Raw genomic sequence first — 22,287 nt, forward strand, 5'->3', positions numbered from 1 at the left:
GGCACGCAGTGCCGTCCCAGGCGACCCGGCGGCTGTGGGCCGCCGCCCGCACCACCCGCTGAAGGAGTGACAGCTCATGTCCGCACCAGCGCCGTCCCCGCTGGCCATCGTCGATGCCGAGCCCCTGCCGAGGCAGGACGAGGTCCTGACCGACGCGGCTCTCGCGTTCGTGGCGGAGCTGCACCGGCAGTTCACGCCCCGGCGTGACGAGCTGCTCGCCCGCCGTGGCGAGCGCCGCGCCGAGATCGCCCGCACCTCCACGCTGGACTTCCTGCCGGAAACGGCGGCGATCCGCGCGGACGACTCCTGGAAGGTCGCGCCGGCCCCGGCCGCGCTCGACGACCGCCGGGTGGAGATCACCGGTCCGACCGACCGCAAGATGACCATCAACGCCCTGAACTCGGGCGCCAAGGTCTGGCTCGCCGACTTCGAGGACGCGTCCGCCCCCACGTGGGAGAACGTGATCACCGGCCAGCTCAACCTGATCGACGCGTACACCCGGAACATCGACTTCACCGACCCGAAGTCCGGCAAGTCGTACGCCCTCAAGCCCGCCGGGGAGCTCGCGACCGTCGTCACGCGCCCGCGCGGCTGGCACCTGAACGAGCGCCACCTCCAGCTGGACGGCACCCCGGTGCCCGGCGCGCTGGTCGACTTCGGCCTGTACTTCTTCCACAACGCGCAGCGGCTGATCGACCTCGGCAAGGGCCCGTACTTCTACCTCCCGAAGACGGAGTCGCACCTGGAGGCCCGCCTCTGGAACGACATCTTCGTCTTCGCCCAGGACTACGTCGGCATCCCGCAGGGAACGGTCCGCGCGACCGTCCTGATCGAGACGATCACCGCCGCGTACGAGATGGAGGAGATCCTCTACGAGCTGCGCGACCACGCCTCCGGGCTGAACGCGGGCCGTTGGGACTACCTCTTCTCCATCGTCAAGAACTTCCGCGACGGCGGCTCGAAGTTCGTCCTGCCGGACCGCAACCTCGTCACGATGACCGCCCCGTTCATGCGCGCCTACACCGAACTCCTGGTCCGCACCTGCCACAAGCGCGGCGCGCACGCCATCGGCGGCATGGCCGCGTTCATCCCCTCCCGGCGCGACGCCGAGGTCAACAAGGTCGCCTTCGAGAAGGTCAAGGCGGACAAGGACCGCGAGGCGAACGACGGCTTCGACGGCTCCTGGGTCGCACACCCCGACCTCGTCCCGATCGCGATGGCCTCGTTCGACGCGGTGCTCGGCGAGAAGCCGAACCAGAAGGAACGGCTGCGCGAGGACGTCTCGGTGGCGGCGGGCGACCTGATCGCCATCGACACCCTGGACGCGAAGCCCACGTACGACGGCCTGCACAACGCCGTCGCGGTCGGCATCCGCTACATCGAGGCGTGGCTGCGCGGAATGGGCGCGGTCGCCATCTTCAACCTGATGGAGGACGCGGCCACCGCGGAGATCTCGCGCTCGCAGATCTGGCAGTGGATCAACGCGGACGTGGTCTTCGAGAACGGCGAACACGCCACCGCGGACCTGGCCCGCAAGGTCGCCGCCGAGGAACTGGCCGCGATCCGCGCGGAAGTCGGCGACGAGGCGTTCGCCGCGGGCAAGTGGCAGCAGGCCCACGACCTGCTGCTCCAGGTCTCCTTGGACCAGGACTACGCGGACTTCCTGACACTGCCGGCGTACGAGCAGCTGCGCTGACCCCCTCCCGCATACGCGACTGCCCCCGGCGCCGTCGGCACCGGGGGCAGTGCCATGCCGCCAGGAGCTCGTAACACGATCTTCCTTGGCGACGTACAGTCGCCCGGAACCTGACGAAGGGAACGCCTTGTCCATACCCTCCCGTACAGCCGGTGAAGGGATACTGCTCCCCGCTGAGCGGGCGCGCCGAGGCGTGACCTACCTCGGCCTCATCCTCACGGCGATGCTGTGCCTGTTGATCCTCGAAGCCCTGCTGATCTATGTGATCTGCGTGCTGGTCGCGGGTGATGACATGGAGATCATGGGCGCACCGGGCGTCGGCGGATATGCGGGACTACCGGTGATCCAGGGATTGGTGTGCCTGCCTCTGCTCGCGGTCGTGTGGCGGCATCCGTCCCTGCGCATCGATTCAACGGGCATCAGCAAGGTGCGGCCTGGCGGTACGGAGACCGTGCGGTGGGCTGATGTCGACAAGGTTCAGTTCAGCAGGAAAGGGGCCGTCCTGGTCCTGGTGGTGAAGGCAGGCTCCCGCCCGGGGAAGCCGAACACCGTAGGCGGGCAGACGGCGGCTGTGCCCTACTACTCGCTCGGAAACTCCTTCTGGCGCCGACTGAGGCCGGCTCACCACGACCTGATCGTTGATGCGGTCGAGCGATTCGCCCCGGGAAAGTACACCGACGTGCCCTGGGACCTGGGCCGGGGCCGCGGCAAGAGCGCGTAACACATTTTGGAGCGTTGCCGGTCCGGGTCCGTAGAGCTCGGCACACGATCTTGTCGGATTGCATTGGTGGGGCGTTGCCGGTGTGACGATTCCCGTAGTCGCCTTCGTGTTCGTCGCCGATGCGGCCTCGATCGTCAGTCGAGGCCTTCGATGATGCGGAAGTCGCGCTCGACGCCGTCAGCGAGTGCGGCCAGCGCCTCCTGGTAGGCCGCACTCGCATGTGCGGCGACCGCCTGCTCGAAGCTGTCGAACTCGATCAGGACTGTGCGCTCGGCGATTCCGGCGTCGTGTGCGACGACCCGGCTGCCGCGGGCGAGCAGCCGCCCGCCCGCGGCTTCGACGGCTGGACCAGCCAGCTTGTTGTAGGCAGCCAGCTTCTCGGGGTCCGCGATGGTGCGGTAGGCGCTGACCCAATAGCCTTTGACCACGGTTCCTCCTGTGTTCGGAATTGATGCTCAGAAGCTTCGAAGTCGGACGGCTTCGATCCTCAGCTTCCGGTTCGACTCGACCGGCCCGGGCCCGGCACACCGACTGGGGCTGTGACCGGGTTGGTCTCGGGTGAGCGTCGACGGGCGAGGGCGAGGCCGGCCATCGTCGTGATCGCCATCGCGGCGACGCCGACCAGTGCCGCGGTCGTGTAGGCGTCGTCGTTCGGGAAGAGGCGGCCCGTGGCGGTGCCGGCGGCCAGGACCAGACCGCCGATGGCGCTGCCCAGGGAGTACCCGACGCTGCGGACGACGTAGTTGAAGCTCATGGCGCTCGACGTCTCGCTCTTGGGGGTGACGGCCAGGATGACGCCGGGCATGGCGGCCGAGAAGCTGCCGACGCCGAAGCCCAGCACGCCCATGGCCGCCAGCAGTTCGGCCAGGTTGGACCGGGCGGTGGCGAACAGGACGAACCCGCCGCCGACGATCGCGGCGCTGCCGGCCAGGAGCAAGGGGCCGTCGATCCGTTCGCGGACCCACGGCGTGAGCTTGCCGGCGACGAACCCCAGGACGGAGAACGGGATGAGGACCAGCCCCGCCACGAAGGTGGTCAGTCCGAAGCCGTAGCCGGCGCTGTGCGGCGTCTGCGCGTAGCGGGTGATGAGCGTGAGCAGGAGGTACATGCCGCTCCCGCCGACGAACATGGCGATGTTCGCCCCGGCGACCGCCGGGTGCCGTACCGCCCGGACGTCGACCAGGGGCGTCTTGGTTCGCAGTTCGGAAACGGTCCAGACGCAGAGCAGGAGTACGGCGGCGACGGCAAGGGTCACCGCCACGGCGAGGTGTCGGCTCCACAGGCTCCTCTCGCCGGCCAGGAACAGGACGAGGAGCAATCCGCCCGCCAGGACGAGCGCACCGGCCACGTTCACGTGAGCGGAGCGGCCTTCGGGAGCTGCGGGCATGGAGCGCCACGCGGTCACGAAGGCGATGGCGGTGACGAGCAGGCCGAGGCCGTAGGCGGCCCGCAGTCCGCCGAACTCGGCGAGCAACGCGGCCAGCGGGTAGCCGACGCCGGCTCCGATGATGGAGACCACTGAGATCAGGGCGATCGTGGCCGCGCTGCGCTCCTCGGGAAGGTGGTCGCGGGCCACGCCCATCATCAGCGCCGTGAGACCGAGTCCGACGCCTTGGGCCGCTCTGCCCATGAGCAGCCAGGCGAACGGCAGCGGCAGCACGGTGAGCGCGCTGCCGACGACGACGATCGCCAGCGTGGCGAGAATCGTGGCCCGCCGGTGCGGACCGGCTCCGAGCCGGCCGAGGACGGGTGTGGCGACGGCGCCGCTGAGCAGGGCGATGGTCAGCGTCCACTGCGCGCTGTCGAGGGAGACGTGGAACGTGGTCGCCACGCTGGTGATGAGCGGCGTCCCGAGGCTGGCGACCGCCGCCACGACCAGGGCGATGAACACCAGGGCGGGGACCAGCAGACGTGCCTCGGAACGTATCGGGGCAGTGCTCATGGGCTGGTCATGAGCCTGGGCCGCGGTCACCGGTCCGACTCCTCTCGGGCGTTGCTTTCGAGCTCCGCCAGATGCTGCAGCGCCGGAAGGGCTGCCGCCAAGGCCTCGACCTCGTCACCGGTGAGTTCGTCGATCAACCGCGCGTACGCGTCGACGCCCGCCTGGCGTCGCGTCCGGACGTACGACGCGCCCGCCTCGGTCAGGCACACCAGCGTGACCCGCTTGTCGGACGGATCGCCCTTCCGCTCGACCAGCCCGGATTCCTCCATCACGCGGACCAGGACGGTCATCGCGGGCTGGGTGACGCCCTCGGCCACCGCCAGATCGGTGATCCGGCGCGGGCCGGTCTTGTCCAGGGTGGCCAAGGTGGCGGCGGACGTCAGGCTCATGTCGCGGGGAAGGCGTCTCACGGCCCTGGTGGCCAGACCGTAGAGGGCTGACCCGATGGCATCGGAAGCGCCGTGCGCGGCGTCTCGGCGGCTCATGCTTGAAGCATAACAGATTTATATGAATCCTTTATGCATCTCCCCGGCGGGGCAGCATGCAGGAGGACCGGACGCCGATCTCGGCCCACCGTCTCCGCAGGGACCACGCGACACCGGTTCGCAGCACGTACACGACGCCCGCGAGCTCCACTCGGGAGCGGGCGGCAGATCAGCACGCACTGGTTGGCTTTCCGACCGCGCACGTTCCGGGACGGTCACCGCGCCGGGGTACGGCGCTTCCGGCATACGGGCAGGTCGGCGGCGACCATGCGCCCGAGACACACCACGGCCCGGACGAGCAGCACATTCACGACCGCCCCGAGCCCGCACGAGAGAGCCAGACTGAACGGACCGGCGTCGCCCCCACCCCCACCGAGGTCGCCGAACACCGCGGTGAGCGGCATGAGAACGAAGACGTACAGGAAGTTCAGCCCGGGCTGCGACAACCAGAACAGCAACGGACCGACGTGCGAGGAGCCCTGGACCCCCATGACCAACCCGCCGACGATCATGGCGACGACGTACACGAGGGCCACGGTCCGGGCGGTACGGGGACGGCTGGAACGGCCCATCACTGCGGTCCTCTCGTCACGGCGCACCGGAGAGCGGCCACTCGGTTCGACCGACCACACCATCGTTATTGAACACGTTCGAAACCTATCACCTTGTCGCCGGGGCGGAGTTGACTCGCCCCAGAAGCGGTCTCGGACCGTCGCCTGGAATCCGCACAGCGCGCACCGGCCGTCGACCGTGGCTGCTCGCGAGTGTCAGGAAGCAGGTCCAGTCAGCACCGATCCCCGGGTCAAATTCCCCACCGACCCTCCGGAAAAATAGACTCTGGCTGCATGCGGCGGATCGATGAAATCTACATTTTTCCCATACCATTCGATCTCGGCGATGGTGAGGTGAACATCAGTAGCCAACTTCTCGGTGATGCCCTCGGGCACGAAGATCTGCCCACGCCGAACGACTCCACCGATGCACCTGACGATGCAGACTCCCTCCAGGTCGCTAGAACGCTCAACCTCGTAGATCTGCAACCTGCCGGGCTCGATCACGTTTACTGGATTAATCAAGGTCGAAAATACTCGCTCTCCACATAGTCGATGCACTCCACTCCTGATGCCCCCAGCTTGCTGCGCTGAAGTTGACGAAGCGACAAATATCTTCAGCTTCCAGAAATCCAGTCCCGGTGAGCCCACCAAGTCCATTCAAATCGCTTTCGCGGTAGTTGACAGCTCAAGAGCGTGAGCGAACGACCTGTAGCCCATTTTTACGGAATTCGGGGATCCCGATGCCGGCATCAGGACCGTGGGCAGCAGAGAAGCCCGCCACATGCGGTAGACATCCCAGGGGGCCCCAGGCGCATCCGTGCCAGTCAGTCTCGCAGCACGACGCACTGTCTCGACAATCCGTTCGGACGATGCGGCGGCGGGTTTCCCCAGGGCAACAGCCGCTCCTACCAAAGCGTGAGTGAAGTGCACGAGGTGAAGGTCGGCACCTGCACTGACCATTCGCCGCACCGATCGAGGACTGCCAAGATGCGACGAGAATTCTTCGATTCCACGGGACCACAGCAACAGGGACGCAGCGGTAATTTCGTGATCAGCGTGCCAGCCGAGCTCGTCCACGAGATTCATGGTTGAGGGATGAAAATTTCCGACCGCCTGCACCGTCCGCAGAATATGAGTCAGCTCGGACTTGTTTCGAGCAGTGAAGTCGCCAACTGAAATACGAGCAAGTGCTGCACCTGCCCCTGCGTCGACTACGGCCCCGATTTCTACGATTCCCCCGAGCGGACCAAAGATTTCGCGCGCCAGCGACACTTCAGAGACTTCTACTTGATCGGGCATTTGCTCTTTCCACTAGGAGATCCCTCCCTTGCCGGATTGCCCGACAACACCCGGAAAATCCCTTCGAGATCTACAGCTGTTGCTGCACAGAAATCCTGGTCGCTTTCCCGGATCGCATCCATCGCCTCGTTGAAATGTTGAGCGTTCGGTCCGGCCTCTTGAATCAGACGAGTGGGAACGATCATCCAGTTCCTCACCGGCCTGAAGGTCCACTCGACCTGCGTCGATGCTTGCCGCACTGCTGATTCAAATACTTCCTTCAGCTCTTCGTGGGGCTCGGCAAAACGCCACCCGACGAACGCGACCTGACGGTAGCCATAGATGGGGTGGCGCTCCACCGGCGACCTGAACCACACCACATCCCCGAATCGCCCAAGAACCTGCCTTGCCCGCTCGTTGCGCTTCATGCCTTCCTCGCCTGATGTCCTCGGATGACCCTTCTCCCCCACGTCGGCCGGCCTCAGCCCCCGCTCCTGGCCACCCAGAGGGACCGAATTATCTCCGAGAGGAGGGTCGGTGAGCATCACCGCGCTGAGCCGCAGCCCGGAAACAGGCTGCGCCGCCCCCGGCCGGTCCGGGAGCAGCGCAGCCGTGCGTACGGTCTCCGGCTCAGCGCGGTGCGGCGCCTTCGGCGGACGGCGTGTCCGCGTAGTCCTTGAACTGCAGCGACACCGCGTGCTCGTCCGAGGGCCAGTTGGGCACCGTGATGGTTTCGTCCGTCCCGCCGGTCCCGCGCATCGTCTGGGTGACGGGGATCGTCCCGCCGGCCTGGGCGTCGGCCGGGAGGTAGAGGTCGGTGGCCGTCAGGAACGGGACCTTGTCGAAGGGCGGCAGGGGCGCGTCGAGGTGGCTCGCGCGGTCGCAGTCCTTGTCGAACGCGAACACACCGAGGATCTGCCGCAGTTGGGGTGCGATGGCCGGGTTGAGTACGTCGGTCCCGGCGATGCGGAGCCGGTCGTCGTCCGCCGTGCCCGACCGCCACTCGCGGGCGCGGACGATGGTGAGTGCCGTGTGACCGGGGCAGGTGTCCATGTTGTCCGCGACACCGCCGGGCGGGGAGACGAGGAGCCGTACGAAGCGGTCGCTCCGTTCGAACGGTTCGAAGTAGAAGTGGCTGGTGCGCTCGCCGCTGCGGATGAGGGCCAGTTCGTAGTGTCCGCGCCCGTTGACGCCGAGCGGGCCGAAGGCGCCGTCGGCACCCACCCGCACGATGTGCTGCGGCAGGTAGCCGGCACGTGCACCGGTGGCGGGGTCCAGCCTCCAGACCTCGAGGCGGCCCTGGAGCCCGGTGTTCTGCGGGAAGTGCACGACGCGGCCGGCGATCTTCACGAGGCCGGGCAGTTCGGGCAGCACACGGGTGGTGAGCGGTGGTCTGCCGCGGAGGAACTCGTAGATGTGCGCGAAGCTTTCGGCGGATGTGGCGCTCTCCGTGTGTCCCGCCTGTGGCTCGTGGACGTTGACCGCTCCGCCGATCGATCCGTTCGGCTGGAGGCTGCTCCAGATGGCGAGCGTGGGCACCCCGCCGGGAGGCGCGGTTGCCGTACGGCCGTCCAGATTAACGTACTTGGCGACCTCGGCCGCCCGTTCCGGCACCGAGAGGTACGCGTGCAGGACTCTCGTGCCCCGCGAGTGCGCCAGGATGTCGACCTGCGCCGCTCCGGTGCGTGCCCGGACGGAGTCGACCAGTGCCTCCAGACCGGCGATCGCGTGGTCGTCGGTCGCGATGGAGGTGTCGTACTCGTGGACGTACAACAGGTCGTCGCGGTAGCCGTTGCCGGAGAACCGCTTGGCCTGGGACTGCCATTGCTGCGCCGAGCCCTGCTGACCGTGGACGAAGATCACCGGGTTGGGCGTCGTGCGCGGTGCGGCCGCGGACTGCGTCGGGGTCGTCAGGGCGGTGAGCGTCCCTGCGATGGCCAGGAACACAGCGAGCAGGATGGTCCGGGCCGGTAAGGAACCGGTCATGATCTCCTCCGGGTGGCGTGTGCGGGGTCGTTGCGCCGTCGGAGTCGGAAACTACGGCCGGCGCCGACGGCCCACCAGTCGCCGCCGCGAGCGTGAGACAGCGGTCTCAGATCCGGCCCGGCACCGTTCGGAGGGTTTGGTGGAGTACGGCACGGGCAGTGCGTTCGGCCAGGGCGGGGTCGAGCCTGCGGCTGCTCAGCAGCTCGGCGTACAGGGCGGATTCGACCACCCGGACGTAGAGGTAGGCCAGCTCGTCGATGCCCGACGCGGGCCAGAGCGGTCCGCTCTCCCCCGACTCCTCCAGCAGGATGCCCCGCTGGGCCAGCACGGCCTGCCGGTGCACGCCCCCGCCCGTCAGCAGACGCCGGGCGGTCTCGGGCTCGGCACGGAGGAAGTCCCGAAAGGGGGCGGACCGCCGCAGGGCCGTGACGAAGTACCGGGTGATCTCCAGGACTCCGTCCACGCCCGCGCTGGTACGCCGGCGCCGCGCCCGGTCCAGCAGGTGGTCCGCCAGTTGCCACAGCACGTCGGCCAGGAGGCCGTCCCGGCTGCCCACCACGCGGTAGAGCGTGGCCCGGCTGATCGCGAGGTCCTGGGCGAGCGCGTCCATGTCCACCGTGCCGTGCCGCAGGAAGTACCGGCAGGCGCTGTGCACGACGTGGCCCCGGCTCACCACGCGTCGGGCAGGTGCCGCACCCGGCATGGCGGGCTCGCCTCCTCCTGGGCCGGCGCCCCGGGCGGCCCGGGGGCGGGGGCCGGTACTTTACCGCGCGCGGCCCCCGCCCGGGCCGTGCCTTTTCAGCCGGTGAGCACGACCGTGCGCTGGGCCGAGAAGTCGCCCCACGTCCCGTCGGGCAGTTTCGGCCGGATCTTGAGCGAGTAGCGCGTGCCGGGCGGATCGCTGAGGGTGAGCCGGTACGTCGCTCGGCCTGCGGGTGGGGTGCCGCCCCAGACGATCGTGGTGGTCAGCTTCCCGTTCAGGTACAGCTCGTACGCCGGGATCGTGCCGCCGGTGTCCGGCTGGTCCCAGGAGAGGTCGACCAGGAACTCCTTGCTCCCGGCGGTCGTCCTGGTCCGCAGCCCGGTGGGTGCCGTGCTCGCGGGGGCACCGGGGGCGGAGGCGGTGGTCAGGTCGAGCGCGTTGCTGTCGGGTGAGGACCTGTCGGCGGCGTCCCTGGCCCGGACGGTGAAGGTGTAGACGGTGCCGGGGCGCAGTCCGGTGAGCCGGGCCGTCGTCTGCGTGCCCGGCACGGTGTGGATCCTGGCGTCCTCCTGGTAGACGTCGTACGCGGTGACGCCCACGTTGTCCGTGGAGCCGCCCCAGGAGAGGGTGGCCGTCCGGCTGCCGTCGGCCGTGCCGCGGAGCTTCACCGGGCGGGTCGGGGGCTCCTCGTCGGCAGGGGTGGGGGCGGGGGTGGTGACGGGGACGGCCGCGCTCGGCGCGGACAGGTTCCCGCCGCCGTCACGGGCGCGGACGGTGAAGGTGTAGGCGGTGGCCGGGGTCAGGCCGACGATGTCCGTCATCTGCTTGGTGGCCGGGACGGATGCCGCCTTCTTCCCTTCGCGGTAGACCTCGTAGCCGGTGATCTTCTTGTTGTCCGTGGCCTGCTCCCACATGACGTGGACGGACGTGGAGCTGCCCGCCTGCGCGGTCACCCCCTGGGGTGCCGTCGGTTTCTGGGTGTCCGCTTCCGCGGCGCCCGCGCAGGCGGTGAGAGAGGCGAGGAGCAGGGTGGCGGAGCAGGCCAACGCGGTGCGTGCGTGGGGGCGTTGCACGGTGATGCCTTCCATCCGGCGGCAATTGGTCCAGACCTGTATGCCATGCAGGTGGGGGTGTCCACAAGGGCGTGGATCAGAACGTTCCGCAATGTCCTGCGATGAGTGCGATGAGTTCCGGGCGCCCGAGCAGTCAGAGGAGTATGGATACGCTCAGCGGGACCACACCCGACCTCGATCTGGAACCGGCGGCCGGACAGATCGCCGAACTGATCAGCTCCGTCGACGACCGGCAGCTCTCCGGACCCACGCCCTGCCCGAAGTACTCGGTCCGCGACCTGCTCGCCCACATTCTCGGACTGTCCGTCGCCTTCCGCGACGCGGCACGCAAGGACCTGGGGCCGACGACGGGCACCTCACCGTCCTCGGGTCTGCCGGTCCTCCCCGACGACTGGCGGAAGTCGCTGCCTCCCCTGCTGGACGAGCTCGTCGCGGCGTGGCGCGACCCGGCCGCCCGGGAGGGGATGACCCAGGCCGGCGGGGTGGACCTGCCCGGCTCGGTGGCCGCCATGGTCGTGTCGAACGAGCTGGTCGTGCACGGCTGGGACCTGGCCCGGTCGACCGGGCAGGAATTCCGGGCCGACGAGGCGAGCCTGCGCTCGTCGGAGGCGCTGCTGGCGCCCGGGGACGACGACAGGTCCGGTCCGGACGCGATCTTCGGCCCGCCTGTCCCGGTCGCGCAGGACGCGCCGCTGCTCGACCGCGTGATCGCGCTGAGCGGTCGTCGGCCGGACTGGAAGCCGGGCGACTGACGGAGGCGGGAGCCCGGGGCGCAAGCGGGAGTTCGGGGCGCAGGCGGGAGTCCGGGACGGAAAGCGGGAGTCCGGGGCCGCTCAGCTGGTGAAGAACTCGGTGATCTGCTGGGCCACCTCGTCCGCGTGCCGCTGGTGCACCTGGTGCCCGCCGCCCAGCGTGATCAGCCGGCAGTCGGGGATGAGGGAGGCCATGTCCGGCAGACGCTCCTGCGGCATACCGCTCTCCGGCCCGCCGGCGATCATCAGTGTCGGTGCGACGATCTGTCCCAGCTCCTCCTCCCACTGCGGGTCGGGCGCGGCGATCTGCGCCCTGACGGCCGGGAGGGCGTTCTCGTCGCAGTCCACCGGTCCGGTGGGGCGACCGTCCAGCGCCTGCCCCGGGAACGGCGGCGGGGTCTCCACCAGCACCAGCCGCTCGACCCGGTCCGCGTACTCCTCGGCGAGCAGGTAGGCGACGACTCCGCCCATCGAGTGGCCCACGACGCCCACCCGGTCGAGGTCGCACTCGTTGAGGAAGCCGAGGACGTCGTCCCGCATCTCCTCGAGCGCGTACGCGTCGGGCCAGTCGCTCTCGCCGTGTCCGCGCATGTCGAGTGCGTACACCCGCCATTCCTCGCCGAGCAGCCGCGCCACCGGCTCCCAGCTCGCGGCGGAGCCGCCGAGGCCGTGCAGCAGCACCACCGGCGAGCCGAAGGGGTCACCCCAGGTCCGGTACGCCAGCCGCACTTCGCCGACATCGACAACAGACCGATCTTCCATGCCCCGAACGCTACAGCCGAAGGACGTGGTCCGGTCCCGGGCACGTGCCTGGCAGGCTTGTCGCGTGAAGCACCTGTGCAGCTCCCTCGCCGTCGCCGTGGTCCTCGCCCTGTCGGGCTGCTCCGGACCGGACGCCGACGCCCCGGAGAAGGGGCTCGACGACCCCGCGAAGAAGGACGTCGCCATGCAGCTGGTGTCCAGCGCGGAGAACTCCTCGCTGGACTGGAAGGCCCAGTACGGCTACATCGAGGACATCGGCGACGGCCGCGGCTACACCGCCGGCATCATCGGATTCTGCTCCGGCACCGGCGACATGCTGAAGGTCGTCGAACGCTACGGGGCGGCGCGCCCCGGAAACACGCTCGAACGCTTCCTGCCGGCGCTGCGCGCGGTGAAGGGCAGCGATTCGCACGCTGGGCTCGGCGACCCGTTCACCGAGGCCTGGTCGAAGGCCGCGTCCGACCCGGCGTTCCGGGCCGCACAGAACACGGAGCGTGACCGCTCCTACTTCGATCCCGCAGTCGGTCAGGGCGAGGCCGACGGACTCAGCGCCCTGGGCCAGTTCATCTACTACGACGCCTATGTGATGCACGGTTACGAGGACGCGGAGGGCACGGTCGGCTTCCGCACGATGCGTGCCCAGGCCCTCGCGACTGCCGAGCCACCCTCCGCCGGAGGGGACGAGGAGGCCTATCTCAACGCCTTCCTCGATGCCCGGGTGGCCGCGATCCGCAAGGAGCCCTCCCACAGCGACACCAGCCGCGTGGAGACCGCCCAACGCGTGTTCGTACGCGAAGGAAAGCTTCAGCTGGAATCGCCGCTGCGGTGGAAGGTGTACGGCGAGAGCTACCACATCGACTACTGAGCGTAATCGTTCCGGGCCCCGTACCGCGTGTCTGCACGCAGTGCGGGGCTCTTGCGTGTACGGAAAAAGAGCCCCGCACATCCGTGTCCGGGGTCTGTACCGCAGGCTCAACTACCTGATAGGAAAGCTTCCTAACAGAACATCGGAACGACGAACTCCCGTTTGGAGGACTGGTGCACTACCCCCACAATGGCACCGCACGTCGCACCACCCGTCTCACCCGCCGAACCCGTCTCCCCCGCCTCACCCGACCCCTCGGTCTCGCCGCAGTGGCCCTCGGGCTGACGCTCACGGCGATTCCGTTCACCGCTCAGGCCGGCGCCCCCACGCCGTCGGCCGCGCATCACCTGGAGGCCGCCGCGACCGGGCTCGACGACCCCGCGAAGAAGGACATCGCCATGCAACTGGTGTCCAGCGCGGAGAACTCCTCACTGGACTGGAAGGCCCAGTACGGCTACATCGAGGACATCGGAGACGGCCGCGGCTACACCGCCGGCATCATCGGATTCTGCTCCGGCACCGGCGACATGCTCGGTCTGGTCGAGCTCTACACGGAGCGCAAGCCGGGCAACGTACTCGCGAAGTACCTGCCCGCCCTGCGCGCGGTGGACGGCTCCGACTCGCACGAGGGGCTCGACCCGGGCTTCACCGGGGACTGGGCCGAGGCAGCGTCCGACCCCGCCTTCGAACAGGCCCAGAACGACGAGCGGGACCGGGTGTACTTCGATCCGGCCGTGAGCCAGGGCAAGTCCGACGGCCTCGGCACGCTCGGCCAGTTCGCGTACTACGACGCCATCGTCATGCACGGCGGCGGCAGTGACAGCACAAGCTTCGGCTCCATCCGCCGGATGGCTCTGGAGCAGGCACGACCGCCGTCGCAGGGCGGCGACGAGGTGGCCTACCTTGACGCCTTCCTGGACGCGCGGGTCTGGGCGATGAAGCAGGAGGAGGCCCACTCGGACACCAGCCGGGTGGACACCGCCCAGCGGGTGTTCCTTCGGAACGGCAATCTGAATCTGGATCCGCCGCTGGACTGGCACGTGTACGGCGACAGCTTCCACATCGGCTGACCCCGCCAACACCCATGGCGCGTACGGCGGTTCCCGCAAGGGGCCGTCGTACGCGCCTCGGGCGCCGAAGCCGCCCGGTCAGTGGGCGACGGGCAGGGCCACCGGATCCTTCGACGGTTCGCCTCCGGCGGCCTCCTCGTCGCCCGCCGGCTTCCGGCCCAGGTGGTTGAAGGCCAGGTTCAGCAGGATCGCCACAACACAGCCGGTGGAGATGCCCGAGTCGAGGACGACGAGCAGGTCCTCGGGGAAGGCGTGGTAGAAGTCCGGCGCGGCGATCGGGATCAGGCCGATGCCGACGGCGGTCGCGACGATCAGCGCGTTCTCGCCCTTCTCCAGGGCCGCGGCGGCCAGCGTCTGGATACCGCTCGCGGCGACCGAGCCGAAGAGGACGATGCCGGCGCCGCCGAGTACGGGCAGCGGTACGAGGGCGATGACGGACGCGGCGACCGGGACCAGTCCGAGCACCACGAGGATCGCTCCGCCCGCCGCGACGACGAAGCGGCTGCGGACCTTGGTCATCGCGACCAGCCCGATGTTCTGGGCGAACGCGCTGCACATGAAGCCGTTGAAGAGCGGGCTGATGGCGCTGCCCAGCGTGTCGGCGCGCAGACCGCCCTCGATGGTCCGCTCGTCCGCCGGACGTCCGACGATCTTGCCGAGGGCCAGCATGTCCGCGGTGGACTCGGTCATGCAGACCAGCATCACGATGCACATCGAGACGATCGCGGCGATCTCGAACTGCGGGGCGCCGAAGTGGAACGGCGTCGGGAAGCCGACCAGGTCGGCGTCCCCGAGGGTCCCGAAGTCGGTGATGCCGACCGGGATCGCGATCAGCGTGCCGATGACCAGGCCGAGCAGGATCGCGATCTGCTGGAGGAAGCCGCGCAGGAGTTTGCGCAGGGCGAGCACGATCACGAGGGTGACGGCGGCCATCGTGATGTTGGTCGTCGAACCGTAGTCGTCGGCACCCGCGTTGCCGCCCTGGGACCAGTTGAAGGCGACCGGCAGCAGCGAGACGCCGATCAGGGTGATGACGGTGCCGGTGACGACGGGCGGGAAGAACCGGACGAGTTTGCAGAAGTACGGGGCGAGTACGAAGCCGAGGAGGCTGGCGACGATGATCGCGCCGAAGATGACGGCGATGCCGTCGTGCCCCCGGTCCTTGCCGATCGCGATCATCGGGGTGACCCCCGCGAACGAGACCCCGTTGACGAACGGCAGCCGGGCGCCGACGCGCCAGAAGCCGAGGGTCTGCAGGAGGGTGGCGATGCCCGCGGTGAAGAGGCTCGCCCCCATCAGGAAGGCGGTCTCCTTCGCGGTGAGGCCGACGGCGGGTCCCACGATCATCGGCGGGGCGACGACACCGGCGTACATGGCGGCCACGTGCTGCAGACCGCTGGTGAACATCTTCAGTGGGGGAAGTGTCTCGTCGACCGGGTGCTTCCGGTCGGTTCCTTCGGATATCTCTGTGCGAAACCTGGGCGTAGCTGCCACGGCTTCCTCCGGTCGGGTACGCGTCGGGGACGCGGGTGTCAGGGAGGTGGTGCTGAGTGGTGCGTTGGTGCAGGTCGTGCAGCTGATGCGGCAGCTTTCGTCACCGGTGCGAGGGCGCGTACGTATGGGTACGCGCCCTCGCAACGGCTGCCGTGGACCCGGTTCGGGCCACGGCGGCCGGCCCAGGGCCGTCCCCCTCGGCCGGCCAGTCGGGGGAAGCGCGCGGAGCGTCAGGCTCCGGCGGCCATGCGTCAGGCTCCGGCGGCGATCTGCGCCAGGCGTCTGGCCTCGTCGCGGGTCGCGCGGGCGATGGCGTCCTCGTCCACCGTGATGAGGTGGTTGTCCTCGACGACGGTTCTGCCGTTGACGAGGGAGAGGGTGACGGGTGCCGCGGCGCCGAAGACGAGCGCGGTCACCGGGTCGGCGATGGAGGCGTGGGCCAGTGTGTCGAGCTTCCACAGGACGAGGTCGGCGAGCTTGCCGGCCTCCAGGGAACCGATCTCCTCGGCGCGGCCGAGGACCTGTGCGCCGCCGTACGTCCCCAGGCGCAGGGCCTGTCGGGCGTTGAGGGCCTTCTCGCGGTGGGCGCCGAGACGGTTGATGAGGAGGGCGTTGCGCAGTTCGGTGTGGAGTTCGCCGGACTCGTTGGACGCGGTGCCGTCGACGCCGAGACCGACGGGGACGCCCGCGGCGAGCATGTCGGGGACACGGGCGATGCCTGCGGCGAGGCGGGCGTTGGAGGACGGGCAGTGCGCGACACCGGTGCCGGTGCGGGCGAAGGCGGCGATGTCGGAGTCGTTCATGTGGACGCAGTGCGCCATCCACACGTCGTCACCGAGCCAGCCCGTCGACTCGAAGTAGTCGGTGGGGCCCATGCCGAACAGTTCCTTGCAGAACTGCTCCTCCTCGACGGTCTCCGATCCGTGCGTGTGCAGCCGCACTCCGCGTCGGCGGGCCAACTCGGCCCCCTGCCTGAGGAGTTCGGTCGACACGGAGAAGGGTGAGCAGGGCGCGACGGCGATCCGGGTCATCGCGTCGAACGAAGCGTCGTGGTGTGCGTCGATGGTCGCCTCGGTGCCGGCGAGGGCGCCTTCGAGGGTCTCGACCGCGAAGTCCGGCGGCAGTCCGCCGTCCTTCTCGCTGCGGTCCATGGAACCGCGGGCGAGGGTGAACCGTACGCCCATGTCGCGTGCGGCGCCGATGATCGCGCCGGACAGGTCGCCCGCGCCCTGCGGGTAGACGTAGTGGTGGTCCATCGCGGTGGTGACACCGCCGCGGGCCATCATGGCGAGCGAGCCCTGCGCGGCCACGCCGGCCATCCGCTCGTCGATGCGCGCCCACGTCGGGTACAGGGCGACCAGCCAGTCGAAGAGGTTGTGGTCGGTCGCGAGCCCCCGGGTGATCCACTGGTAGAAGTGGTGGTGGGTGTTGACCAGTCCGGGTGTGACGAGGTGGCCGGTGCCGTCGATGCGTCGTACGACATCGGTGAGGCCTTCGGGCGCCTTGCCCGCGCCGACGGATTCGATGCGGTTGCCCGCCACGACGACATGGCCCGAGGCGTACTCGGTGTCGTGGGCGTCGACGGTCGCGATCGAACAGTTCTCGATGACGATGCGCTCTGTGGGCCTGGGGTCCGCCGAAGCTGCCATGGTGCTTCCTTCTTCTGTCTCTGGCGATGTGGGCACGGCAGGACCCTAGGAGGATTTGAGTGCCACAGCGTCGAGGCCGTGGGTGCCGAGGTGTGAGGAGGACGTCCGGCCCCCCGCACGACTGCGGGGTGGCGGGAGGCCGGCTCGGTGCTGTGTCAGAGGTTGGTCATGTCGACCGGGATCCTCGGTTCGACACCGTCCCGGAGCACCGTCGCCTCGATGAGGCCGTACGGCCGGTCGGCGGCGAAGTAGACGGCACCGTCGGCGGTATCGTTCTTCAGTCCGAAGGGCTCCAGGTCCACGAGGAAGTGGTGGTTGTTCGGCAGCGAGAAGCGGATCTCGTCGATCTCGCTGCGGCTGTTGATGACGCGCGAACCCATCTGGTAGAGGGTCTGCTGGAGCGAGAGGGAGTACGTCTCGGCGAAGGCCTGCAGCATGTGCTTCTTGGCCTGCTCGTACGACTTCTCCCAGTTGGGCATCCGCTCGTCGTCGCTGGTCCAGTTGTAACGCCAGGCGGCCGACACGTCGGTGCACAGGACGCGGTCGTACGCCTCCTTGAGCGTCGTGTACCTGTCCTTGACGTAGCCCCAGAACTCCGAGTTGGTCGAGTTCATGACGGTGAGGTCCTTGAGACCGGAGATGATCTCCCAGTTCTCGCCGTCGAAGGTGATCTGGGTGGTGCGCAGCTCCTGGCCCTTGCGGGCGAAGGAGTGGTTGACCTCGTCGGCGCCGATGAACTTGGAGTTGCCGTCCGAGGTCGCGATGCGTTCCCAGGCGTACTCCTGGATCCGGATCCGCGCCGTCTTGATCGGCTCCTGCGAGGTCACGAAGTGCCGGGCGAGGTGGATGCCGAACTGCTCGGCGGACGCGATGCCGTGTTCCTTGGCGAAGGCGAACACCGTGTTCTTGGTGGTGTCGGTCGGCAGGACGTTCGCGTTGGAACCGGAGTAGTGGACCTCGTCCATGTCGCCGGAGAGGGCGACCGAGACGTTGAGGTCCTTGATGTGGTGGGTGTCGCCGTCCCGCGTGATCCTGACGACGCGGTTCTCTGCTTTGCCGTACTGGTTCTGGCCGAGAATCGTGGGCATTGTCTGCTAGCTCCCTCGGTAAACGGAGTAGCCGAACGGGTTGAGCAGCAGCGGTACGTGATAGTGCTCGCCCGGCGTGACGGCGAATGCGATCGCCACCTCCGGGAAAAACGCACCGCTGTCCCTTACGCGGGGGGCGTCCTGCTGCGCCTCGGCTTGCTTCTGGCTGGTGAAGTACGACTCGGTGTCGAAGACGAGCCGTACGTGGGTGGTGCCTTCCGGCAGGGCCGGCAGGTCCTTGCAGCGCCCGTCCGCGTCGGTCGCGGATCCGCCGAGCGTCACGTACTGCGCGTCGCCGCCGCGGGCGGCGAGCGAGACGGTGACGGCTTCGGCGGGGCGGCCGATGCTGGTGTCCAGGATGTGGGTGGACACCGATGCGGTGGTGTCGGTGCTCAAGGCCGTCACGCTCCTTGTTCTGGGGTTTCCTGTACGAGGCGGGTCAGCCGGATACGGTTGATCTTGCCCAGTTCGGTGCGCACGATCTCACGCTCCTGCTCGGGCGAGTTCCCGATCCGGGACTTCACCGCGTCGCGCATCTGCTCACCGGTTGCTCCGGTGGCGCAGATCAGGAAGACGTGGCCGAACCGCTCCTGGTAGGCCAGGTTCAGTTCGAGCATCTCGGTCCTGAGCTCCTCGGACGCTCCGGCCATCCCCCGCTGTTCGCGGGCGGAGGCCGGATCCCCGGGCTTCGGGCGGCCGATCGGCGGATGGCCTGCCATCGCTTCGGCCAGGTCCTCCACAGAGAGCTCGGCCGTGGCGGCGTCGCTCGTGGAGAACAGGGCTTCTGCGGTGGCGTACGGCCGGTGAGCGAGGACCGTGCTCCCCCATGCCGCGCTGGCGCACACCTCGTGCAGCGCGGCAGTGGCCTCTACGGCCGCCAGGGTGTTGAACCGGGCGAGGCCCGGTGTGGAGCTCGAAGTCACGGGAGCCTCCGTGGCTGTTTTTCGCTGTGCGTTGTACGGGCTGCGGATAGCTAACGCCTTTCACAACATCACGTCAACAGTTTGTTGAAATTCCGCGAACGCGGAGAGCCGCCGTCCCGGCATCCGGACAGCGGCTCTCGGTGCGCACGGCTCACCCCTCGGTCAACTACTCACCCTTGGTACCGTCTTCGCGGTTGAGGTAGTTGTAGACGGTGAAGCGGCTGACGCCCAGGGCGCCCGCCACGGTCTCCACGCCGTGCCGTACGGCGAAGGCACCGCGTGCCTCCAGAGTCCGCACGATCCGCTGTTTGGTCTTGCGGTCCAGGTCGGCGAGCGGCATCCCGTGCCGCCGCTCCATTCCGGCCAGGATGTGGTCGAGCGAGTCGGAGAGCTGCGGGAGCCGCACGGCTATGACGTCCTCCCCCTCCCAGGCGAGCACCACATCGTCGGCCTGCGCCTGCTCGGGGCCGAGCAGCTCGGCGCCCATGGCGTCCACGAGCGGCTTCACCGCGGCGACCAGGGGGTGCTCCCCCTGTCCGGTCACGGGGTGTCCTCCCCGATCACGTTGACCTGGAGCGACACCCGGGTGGCACCCGAGGCCAGGGCCTTGCGCAGCAGGGAGTCCACGGCCGTGAGGACCTGGTCGGCGCCGCCCTCGGCCGTGTTGCCGAACGGTCCGACATCCACCGAGTCCAGCTCGGCCGTCCGGATCACCTCGCGGGCCACCACCGCATGGGCGGGCGCCTCGTCGAGATCGAAGGGCTCGGTGGTGAATTCCACCCTCAAGCGCACTGTGCCTCCCTCATGTCCCCGCCGCGGTCGTCTGCTCGCACGGCTGGCTCCCGACCCTAAGGCACGGCGGTCAGGAGCCCGACTGGATGTCCCCGCGGGTGGAGGAGCTGATCGGGTCGCCGTGCGCGAAGTCGCCGGGCGGGATGCCGGGGTGGTGCCCGTCCCTGACCAGCCCCGCGGCGGCGGCCGCCGGACCGAGCGCGAGCCGGGAGACGATCCGGTACCGGTCGCCCCGGTAGACGGAGTGGACGTACTCCACGGGCCGGCCGGCGGTGTCCGAGGTCAGCCGCTCGAAGAGGAGCGCCGGGGACAGTTCCGGAACCTCCAGGAGCCGCGCCTCCGCCCGGGTGACGACGGTGGGCTCGATGGCCTGGACCGCCTCGTGGACGTGCACTCCGTGGGTGTCCCGCAGGTGCTCGTACAGGTCGCCGCTCTCCAGCTCGTGGGCCGACAGGCCGGGGACGAACGCCGCCCTGATGTGCAGGTGCTCGATGGCCATCGGCGCCCCGTCGACCAGGCGCAGCCGGGCGACGTACACGATCTCCTCGGCGGGCGACATCCGCAGCTTGCGGCCGACCCGGGCGCCGGCCTGGAGGGTGGTGAACTCCAGCAGGCGGCTCGACCACGCCCCGGCCGCCTGCGGGACGCCCAGGGCGAGGTCGGCGGAGACGAGCTCCTGGGTGATCTTCTCGGGTGCGACGAACATGCCGCGGCCGTGTTCGCGGACCAGGAGCCCGGCGGCCACGAGCTCGTCGATCGCGGCGCGCACCGTGGGCCTGGACACGCCGAGCAGGGTGCAGAGGGCGCGCTCGGAGGGAATGGCGTCCCCGGGACTGCGCGACTCGATGAGCTCGAGGACGGCGTCGCGGGCCCGCTCCCGTTTGAGCACCGTCCCCGGTACGTCGTCTGCCATGCCTTCACCCTCCTGACGTCAGGTTTCACCTGACCAGTTGACCAACAGGCTCTCACTGGTCAGGGCAGTGTAGCCGCCCTTTACGAGAAGGACAGAGGACTCCGGCACTCAGAGATCATCAAGACCCCTTTGTACACAAGGGGTTGACGGCCCCATTGGTCTATGCCACCTTCATCCACCACCAAGAGGTGAGCTGTCCAGTGGGCTTCACTGGTCAGGTGGTCAGGTCCTGTTCTCGTTGAGGTGAACCGTGAAGTACCGCTTGCTTGCCGGTGGTTGCGCGCTTGTGATGGCCGCCGCCCTCAGTGCCTGTAGTTCCTCCTCGGACGACGCCGGTGAGGCCGGTGGTGTGACGACGGTCGACGTCTGGCTGATGCGCGACAGCGTCTCGGCCGCTTTCCAGAAGGAGTTCGTCGCGGGCTTCGAGGCCCAGCACCCGGAGATCAAGGTCAAGGTCCAGATCCAGGAGTGGGACGGGATCGGGCAGAAGATCACCGCGGCGCTGGCCAGCAACGACGCCCCGGACGTGATCGAGGCGGGCAACACCCAGGTGGCTCAGTTCGCCGAGAGCGGCGGGCTGCTGGACCTCAGCGACAAGAAGGACGAGCTGAACGGGAAGGACTGGCTGAAGGGCCTGGCCGAGCCCGGCTCGTACAAGGGGAAGCAGTACGGGATCCCCTACTACGCGGCCAACCGGGTCGTCATCTACCGCACGGACCTGTTCGAGAAGGCCGGGGTCGACGCCGCCTCCATCACCACGCGTGAGCAGTGGATCGCTGCCACCACCAAGCTCAACAAGGGCGGCACGCAGGGCATTTACCTGCCCGGACAGCTCTGGTACGCGCTGGGCGGCTTCATCTGGGACGAGGGCGGCGACTTCGCCACCGAGTCCGGTGGCAGCTGGAAGGGCGCGCTGGACTCGCCCGAGGCGCTGCGCGGCATGGAGTTCTACGCCCAGCTCCAGGCACTCGGCAAGGGTCCCAAGGACTCCGACGAGGACGATCCGCCGCAGGCCGAGGTGATGGCGCAGGGGCAGGTGGCCCAGGTGATCTCCACTCCGGGCGGGGCGAACGTGGTCATGGAGAACAACCCGGAGCTCAAGGGAAAGCTCGGCTTCTTCCCGATCCCGGGCAAGACGGCCGGCACTCCGGGCGCGGTGTTCACCGGGGGATCCGATCTGGTCGTGCCCGCCGCGGCCGGCCACCCCGACGAGGCGCTGACGTTCATCAAGGAACTCACGGGCGACGCCTGGCAGAAGAAGCTCGCCGTGGCCATGAGCTATGTGCCCAACCGGACCACGCTGGCCTCGTCCGTGGCCGGTGACCCGGGCGCCTCCGCGATGGCGGTCGGCGCGGCGAACGGCCATGCGACGCCCAACACGCCCGGCTGGGCAGCGGTCGAGGCCGAGAACCCGATCAAGGACTACATGACCGCGGTCCTCACCGGCAAGAACGCCGCGGCGGAGGCCGCCAAGGCCTCGGCGGACATCACCAGGGCCATGAACGCCGGCTCCTGACCCCGCCCGCTTCCGCCCTGCCCTT

General features: G+C 68.8%; 25 protein-coding genes. 7 read left to right on the forward strand and 18 right to left on the reverse strand.

Annotated elements, in window-relative coordinates; genetic code table 11:
• The first annotated feature begins 76 nt into the window (after nucleotides 1-76).
• Together aceB and OG257_RS08000 are read left to right on the forward strand one after the other, a co-directional pair.
• Nucleotides 77-1,696 carry a malate synthase A gene (gene aceB, locus OG257_RS07995; RefSeq protein ID WP_329206022.1) on the forward strand — a complete coding sequence of 540 codons (1,620 nt, stop codon included), beginning with the start codon at nucleotides 77-79 and terminating at the stop codon, nucleotides 1,694-1,696.
• A 193-nt stretch (nucleotides 1,697-1,889) separates the two neighbouring features.
• The gene (locus tag OG257_RS08000; protein WP_329206023.1) at nucleotides 1,890-2,417 is read left to right on the forward strand and encodes a PH domain-containing protein; all 528 of its coding nucleotides are present in this window, start codon (nucleotides 1,890-1,892) and stop codon (nucleotides 2,415-2,417) included.
• A gap of 134 nt (nucleotides 2,418-2,551) precedes the next feature.
• Here OG257_RS08000 and OG257_RS08005 read toward each other — a convergent pair whose 3' ends face one another.
• From OG257_RS08005 to OG257_RS08020, 4 genes are all read right to left on the reverse strand, one after another.
• Nucleotides 2,552-2,845, reverse strand: a complete 294-nt coding sequence (locus tag OG257_RS08005) for a DUF1330 domain-containing protein (RefSeq protein ID WP_248966384.1) — start codon at nucleotides 2,843-2,845, stop codon at nucleotides 2,552-2,554.
• 59 nt (nucleotides 2,846-2,904) lie between these two features.
• Nucleotides 2,905-4,359 (reverse strand): MFS transporter, encoded by a 1,455-nt coding sequence (locus OG257_RS08010; protein ID WP_329206028.1) that lies wholly within the window; start codon nucleotides 4,357-4,359, stop codon nucleotides 2,905-2,907.
• A 26-nt stretch (nucleotides 4,360-4,385) separates the two neighbouring features.
• Nucleotides 4,386-4,844 carry a MarR family winged helix-turn-helix transcriptional regulator gene (locus OG257_RS08015; RefSeq protein WP_443054330.1) on the reverse strand — a complete coding sequence of 153 codons (459 nt, stop codon included), beginning with the start codon at nucleotides 4,842-4,844 and terminating at the stop codon, nucleotides 4,386-4,388.
• Nucleotides 4,845-5,059: 215 nt separating this feature from the next.
• Nucleotides 5,060-5,416, reverse strand: a complete 357-nt coding sequence (locus OG257_RS08020; protein WP_329206030.1) for a hypothetical protein — start codon at nucleotides 5,414-5,416, stop codon at nucleotides 5,060-5,062.
• Nucleotides 5,417-5,689: 273 nt separating this feature from the next.
• Between OG257_RS08020 and OG257_RS08025 the strand changes: the two genes are divergently transcribed.
• Complete coding sequence (locus OG257_RS08025) at nucleotides 5,690-5,947, forward strand: hypothetical protein (RefSeq protein WP_329206032.1); 258 nt, start codon at nucleotides 5,690-5,692, stop codon at nucleotides 5,945-5,947.
• Nucleotides 5,948-6,055: 108 nt separating this feature from the next.
• Here the strand turns inward: OG257_RS08025 and OG257_RS08030 are convergent, their stop codons facing one another.
• The 5 genes from OG257_RS08030 to OG257_RS08050 all read right to left on the reverse strand — a co-directional run bounded on the left by OG257_RS08030 (nucleotide 6,056) and on the right by OG257_RS08050 (nucleotide 10,453).
• On the reverse strand, nucleotides 6,056-6,697 hold the full coding sequence (locus OG257_RS08030) for a hypothetical protein (RefSeq protein WP_329206034.1): 642 nt from the start codon (nucleotides 6,695-6,697) through the stop codon (nucleotides 6,056-6,058).
• Nucleotides 6,682-7,104 carry a hypothetical protein gene (locus OG257_RS08035; protein WP_329206036.1) on the reverse strand — a complete coding sequence of 141 codons (423 nt, stop codon included), beginning with the start codon at nucleotides 7,102-7,104 and terminating at the stop codon, nucleotides 6,682-6,684. The genes OG257_RS08030 and OG257_RS08035 overlap by 16 nt, the downstream gene beginning before the upstream one ends.
• Nucleotides 7,105-7,306: 202 nt before the next feature.
• Nucleotides 7,307-8,662 carry a hypothetical protein gene (locus OG257_RS08040; RefSeq protein WP_329206038.1) on the reverse strand — a complete coding sequence of 452 codons (1,356 nt, stop codon included), beginning with the start codon at nucleotides 8,660-8,662 and terminating at the stop codon, nucleotides 7,307-7,309.
• A 106-nt stretch (nucleotides 8,663-8,768) separates the two neighbouring features.
• The gene (locus OG257_RS08045) at nucleotides 8,769-9,365 is read right to left on the reverse strand and encodes a QsdR family transcriptional regulator (RefSeq protein WP_329206040.1); all 597 of its coding nucleotides are present in this window, start codon (nucleotides 9,363-9,365) and stop codon (nucleotides 8,769-8,771) included.
• 95 nt (nucleotides 9,366-9,460) lie between these two features.
• Nucleotides 9,461-10,453: a fibronectin type III domain-containing protein gene (locus OG257_RS08050; RefSeq protein WP_329206042.1), complete on the reverse strand. Its 993-nt coding sequence runs from the start codon at nucleotides 10,451-10,453 to the stop codon at nucleotides 9,461-9,463.
• A gap of 128 nt (nucleotides 10,454-10,581) precedes the next feature.
• On the opposite strand from OG257_RS08050, the gene OG257_RS08055 reads away from it, so the two are divergent.
• Nucleotides 10,582-11,190, forward strand: a complete 609-nt coding sequence (locus OG257_RS08055) for a TIGR03086 family metal-binding protein (protein ID WP_329206043.1) — start codon at nucleotides 10,582-10,584, stop codon at nucleotides 11,188-11,190.
• Nucleotides 11,191-11,271: 81 nt separating this feature from the next.
• Here the strand turns inward: OG257_RS08055 and OG257_RS08060 are convergent, their stop codons facing one another.
• Nucleotides 11,272-11,952 carry an alpha/beta fold hydrolase gene (locus tag OG257_RS08060; protein WP_329206045.1) on the reverse strand — a complete coding sequence of 227 codons (681 nt, stop codon included), beginning with the start codon at nucleotides 11,950-11,952 and terminating at the stop codon, nucleotides 11,272-11,274.
• A 64-nt stretch (nucleotides 11,953-12,016) separates the two neighbouring features.
• Between OG257_RS08060 and OG257_RS08065 the strand changes: the two genes are divergently transcribed.
• On the forward strand, nucleotides 12,017-12,817 hold the full coding sequence (locus OG257_RS08065; RefSeq protein ID WP_329206046.1) for a chitosanase: 801 nt from the start codon (nucleotides 12,017-12,019) through the stop codon (nucleotides 12,815-12,817).
• A gap of 173 nt (nucleotides 12,818-12,990) precedes the next feature.
• Nucleotides 12,991-13,887, forward strand: coding sequence for a chitosanase (locus OG257_RS08070; RefSeq protein ID WP_329206048.1), 897 nt, complete (start codon nucleotides 12,991-12,993; stop codon nucleotides 13,885-13,887).
• A 78-nt stretch (nucleotides 13,888-13,965) separates the two neighbouring features.
• Here the strand turns inward: OG257_RS08070 and OG257_RS08075 are convergent, their stop codons facing one another.
• From OG257_RS08075 to OG257_RS08110, 8 genes are all read right to left on the reverse strand, one after another.
• On the reverse strand, nucleotides 13,966-15,381 hold the full coding sequence (locus tag OG257_RS08075) for a nucleobase:cation symporter-2 family protein (protein ID WP_329206050.1): 1,416 nt from the start codon (nucleotides 15,379-15,381) through the stop codon (nucleotides 13,966-13,968).
• A 251-nt stretch (nucleotides 15,382-15,632) separates the two neighbouring features.
• Nucleotides 15,633-17,030 (reverse strand): 8-oxoguanine deaminase, encoded by a 1,398-nt coding sequence (locus OG257_RS08080; RefSeq protein ID WP_329206052.1) that lies wholly within the window; start codon nucleotides 17,028-17,030, stop codon nucleotides 15,633-15,635.
• A 155-nt stretch (nucleotides 17,031-17,185) separates the two neighbouring features.
• Nucleotides 17,186-18,118 (reverse strand): factor-independent urate hydroxylase, encoded by a 933-nt coding sequence (gene pucL / locus OG257_RS08085; RefSeq protein WP_329206054.1) that lies wholly within the window; start codon nucleotides 18,116-18,118, stop codon nucleotides 17,186-17,188.
• A 6-nt stretch (nucleotides 18,119-18,124) separates the two neighbouring features.
• On the reverse strand, nucleotides 18,125-18,514 hold the full coding sequence (gene uraH / locus OG257_RS08090; RefSeq protein ID WP_329206056.1) for a hydroxyisourate hydrolase: 390 nt from the start codon (nucleotides 18,512-18,514) through the stop codon (nucleotides 18,125-18,127).
• Between the two features lie 5 nt (nucleotides 18,515-18,519).
• Nucleotides 18,520-19,041: a 2-oxo-4-hydroxy-4-carboxy-5-ureidoimidazoline decarboxylase gene (gene uraD, locus OG257_RS08095; protein WP_329206058.1), complete on the reverse strand. Its 522-nt coding sequence runs from the start codon at nucleotides 19,039-19,041 to the stop codon at nucleotides 18,520-18,522.
• A gap of 166 nt (nucleotides 19,042-19,207) precedes the next feature.
• Nucleotides 19,208-19,528: a helix-turn-helix domain-containing protein gene (locus OG257_RS08100; RefSeq protein ID WP_329214978.1), complete on the reverse strand. Its 321-nt coding sequence runs from the start codon at nucleotides 19,526-19,528 to the stop codon at nucleotides 19,208-19,210.
• Nucleotides 19,529-19,581: 53 nt separating this feature from the next.
• Nucleotides 19,582-19,833 (reverse strand): hypothetical protein, encoded by a 252-nt coding sequence (locus OG257_RS08105; protein ID WP_329206061.1) that lies wholly within the window; start codon nucleotides 19,831-19,833, stop codon nucleotides 19,582-19,584.
• Nucleotides 19,834-19,903: 70 nt separating this feature from the next.
• On the reverse strand, nucleotides 19,904-20,746 hold the full coding sequence (locus tag OG257_RS08110) for a GntR family transcriptional regulator (protein WP_329206063.1): 843 nt from the start codon (nucleotides 20,744-20,746) through the stop codon (nucleotides 19,904-19,906).
• A gap of 250 nt (nucleotides 20,747-20,996) precedes the next feature.
• Between OG257_RS08110 and OG257_RS08115 the strand changes: the two genes are divergently transcribed.
• Complete coding sequence (locus OG257_RS08115; protein WP_329206065.1) at nucleotides 20,997-22,262, forward strand: extracellular solute-binding protein; 1,266 nt, start codon at nucleotides 20,997-20,999, stop codon at nucleotides 22,260-22,262.
• Nucleotides 22,263-22,287 lie beyond the last annotated feature (25 nt).

Origin of the sequence: Streptomyces sp. NBC_00683 (genome assembly GCF_036226745.1) — a bacterium.
Taxonomy (GTDB): domain Bacteria; phylum Actinomycetota; class Actinomycetes; order Streptomycetales; family Streptomycetaceae; genus Streptomyces.

What these genes read in the sequence shown, in the direction of transcription:
- OG257_RS08045 (WP_329206040.1), bottom strand. Translation starts at nt 9,365, where the DNA reads ATGCCGGGTGCGGCACCTGCCCGACGCGTGGTGAGCCGGGGCCACGTC.
- OG257_RS08060 (WP_329206045.1), bottom strand. Translation starts at nt 11,952, where the DNA reads ATGGAAGATCGGTCTGTTGTCGATGTCGGCGAAGTGCGGCTGGCGTAC.
- OG257_RS08020 (WP_329206030.1), bottom strand. Translation starts at nt 5,416, where the DNA reads ATGGGCCGTTCCAGCCGTCCCCGTACCGCCCGGACCGTGGCCCTCGTG.
- OG257_RS08110 (WP_329206063.1), bottom strand. Translation starts at nt 20,746, where the DNA reads ATGGCAGACGACGTACCGGGGACGGTGCTCAAACGGGAGCGGGCCCGC.
- OG257_RS08100 (WP_329214978.1), bottom strand. Translation starts at nt 19,528, where the DNA reads ATGGGCGCCGAGCTGCTCGGCCCCGAGCAGGCGCAGGCCGACGATGTG.
- aceB (WP_329206022.1), top strand. Translation starts at nt 77, where the DNA reads ATGTCCGCACCAGCGCCGTCCCCGCTGGCCATCGTCGATGCCGAGCCC.
- OG257_RS08035 (WP_329206036.1), bottom strand. Translation starts at nt 7,104, where the DNA reads ATGAAGCGCAACGAGCGGGCAAGGCAGGTTCTTGGGCGATTCGGGGAT.
- OG257_RS08040 (WP_329206038.1), bottom strand. Translation starts at nt 8,662, where the DNA reads ATGACCGGTTCCTTACCGGCCCGGACCATCCTGCTCGCTGTGTTCCTG.
- OG257_RS08015 (WP_443054330.1), bottom strand. Translation starts at nt 4,844, where the DNA reads ATGAGCCGCCGAGACGCCGCGCACGGCGCTTCCGATGCCATCGGGTCA.
- OG257_RS08030 (WP_329206034.1), bottom strand. Translation starts at nt 6,697, where the DNA reads ATGCCCGATCAAGTAGAAGTCTCTGAAGTGTCGCTGGCGCGCGAAATC.
- OG257_RS08055 (WP_329206043.1), top strand. Translation starts at nt 10,582, where the DNA reads ATGGATACGCTCAGCGGGACCACACCCGACCTCGATCTGGAACCGGCG.
- OG257_RS08010 (WP_329206028.1), bottom strand. Translation starts at nt 4,359, where the DNA reads ATGAGCACTGCCCCGATACGTTCCGAGGCACGTCTGCTGGTCCCCGCC.
- OG257_RS08025 (WP_329206032.1), top strand. Translation starts at nt 5,690, where the DNA reads ATGCGGCGGATCGATGAAATCTACATTTTTCCCATACCATTCGATCTC.
- OG257_RS08050 (WP_329206042.1), bottom strand. Translation starts at nt 10,453, where the DNA reads ATGGAAGGCATCACCGTGCAACGCCCCCACGCACGCACCGCGTTGGCC.
- pucL (WP_329206054.1), bottom strand. Translation starts at nt 18,118, where the DNA reads ATGCCCACGATTCTCGGCCAGAACCAGTACGGCAAAGCAGAGAACCGC.
- OG257_RS08080 (WP_329206052.1), bottom strand. Translation starts at nt 17,030, where the DNA reads ATGGCAGCTTCGGCGGACCCCAGGCCCACAGAGCGCATCGTCATCGAG.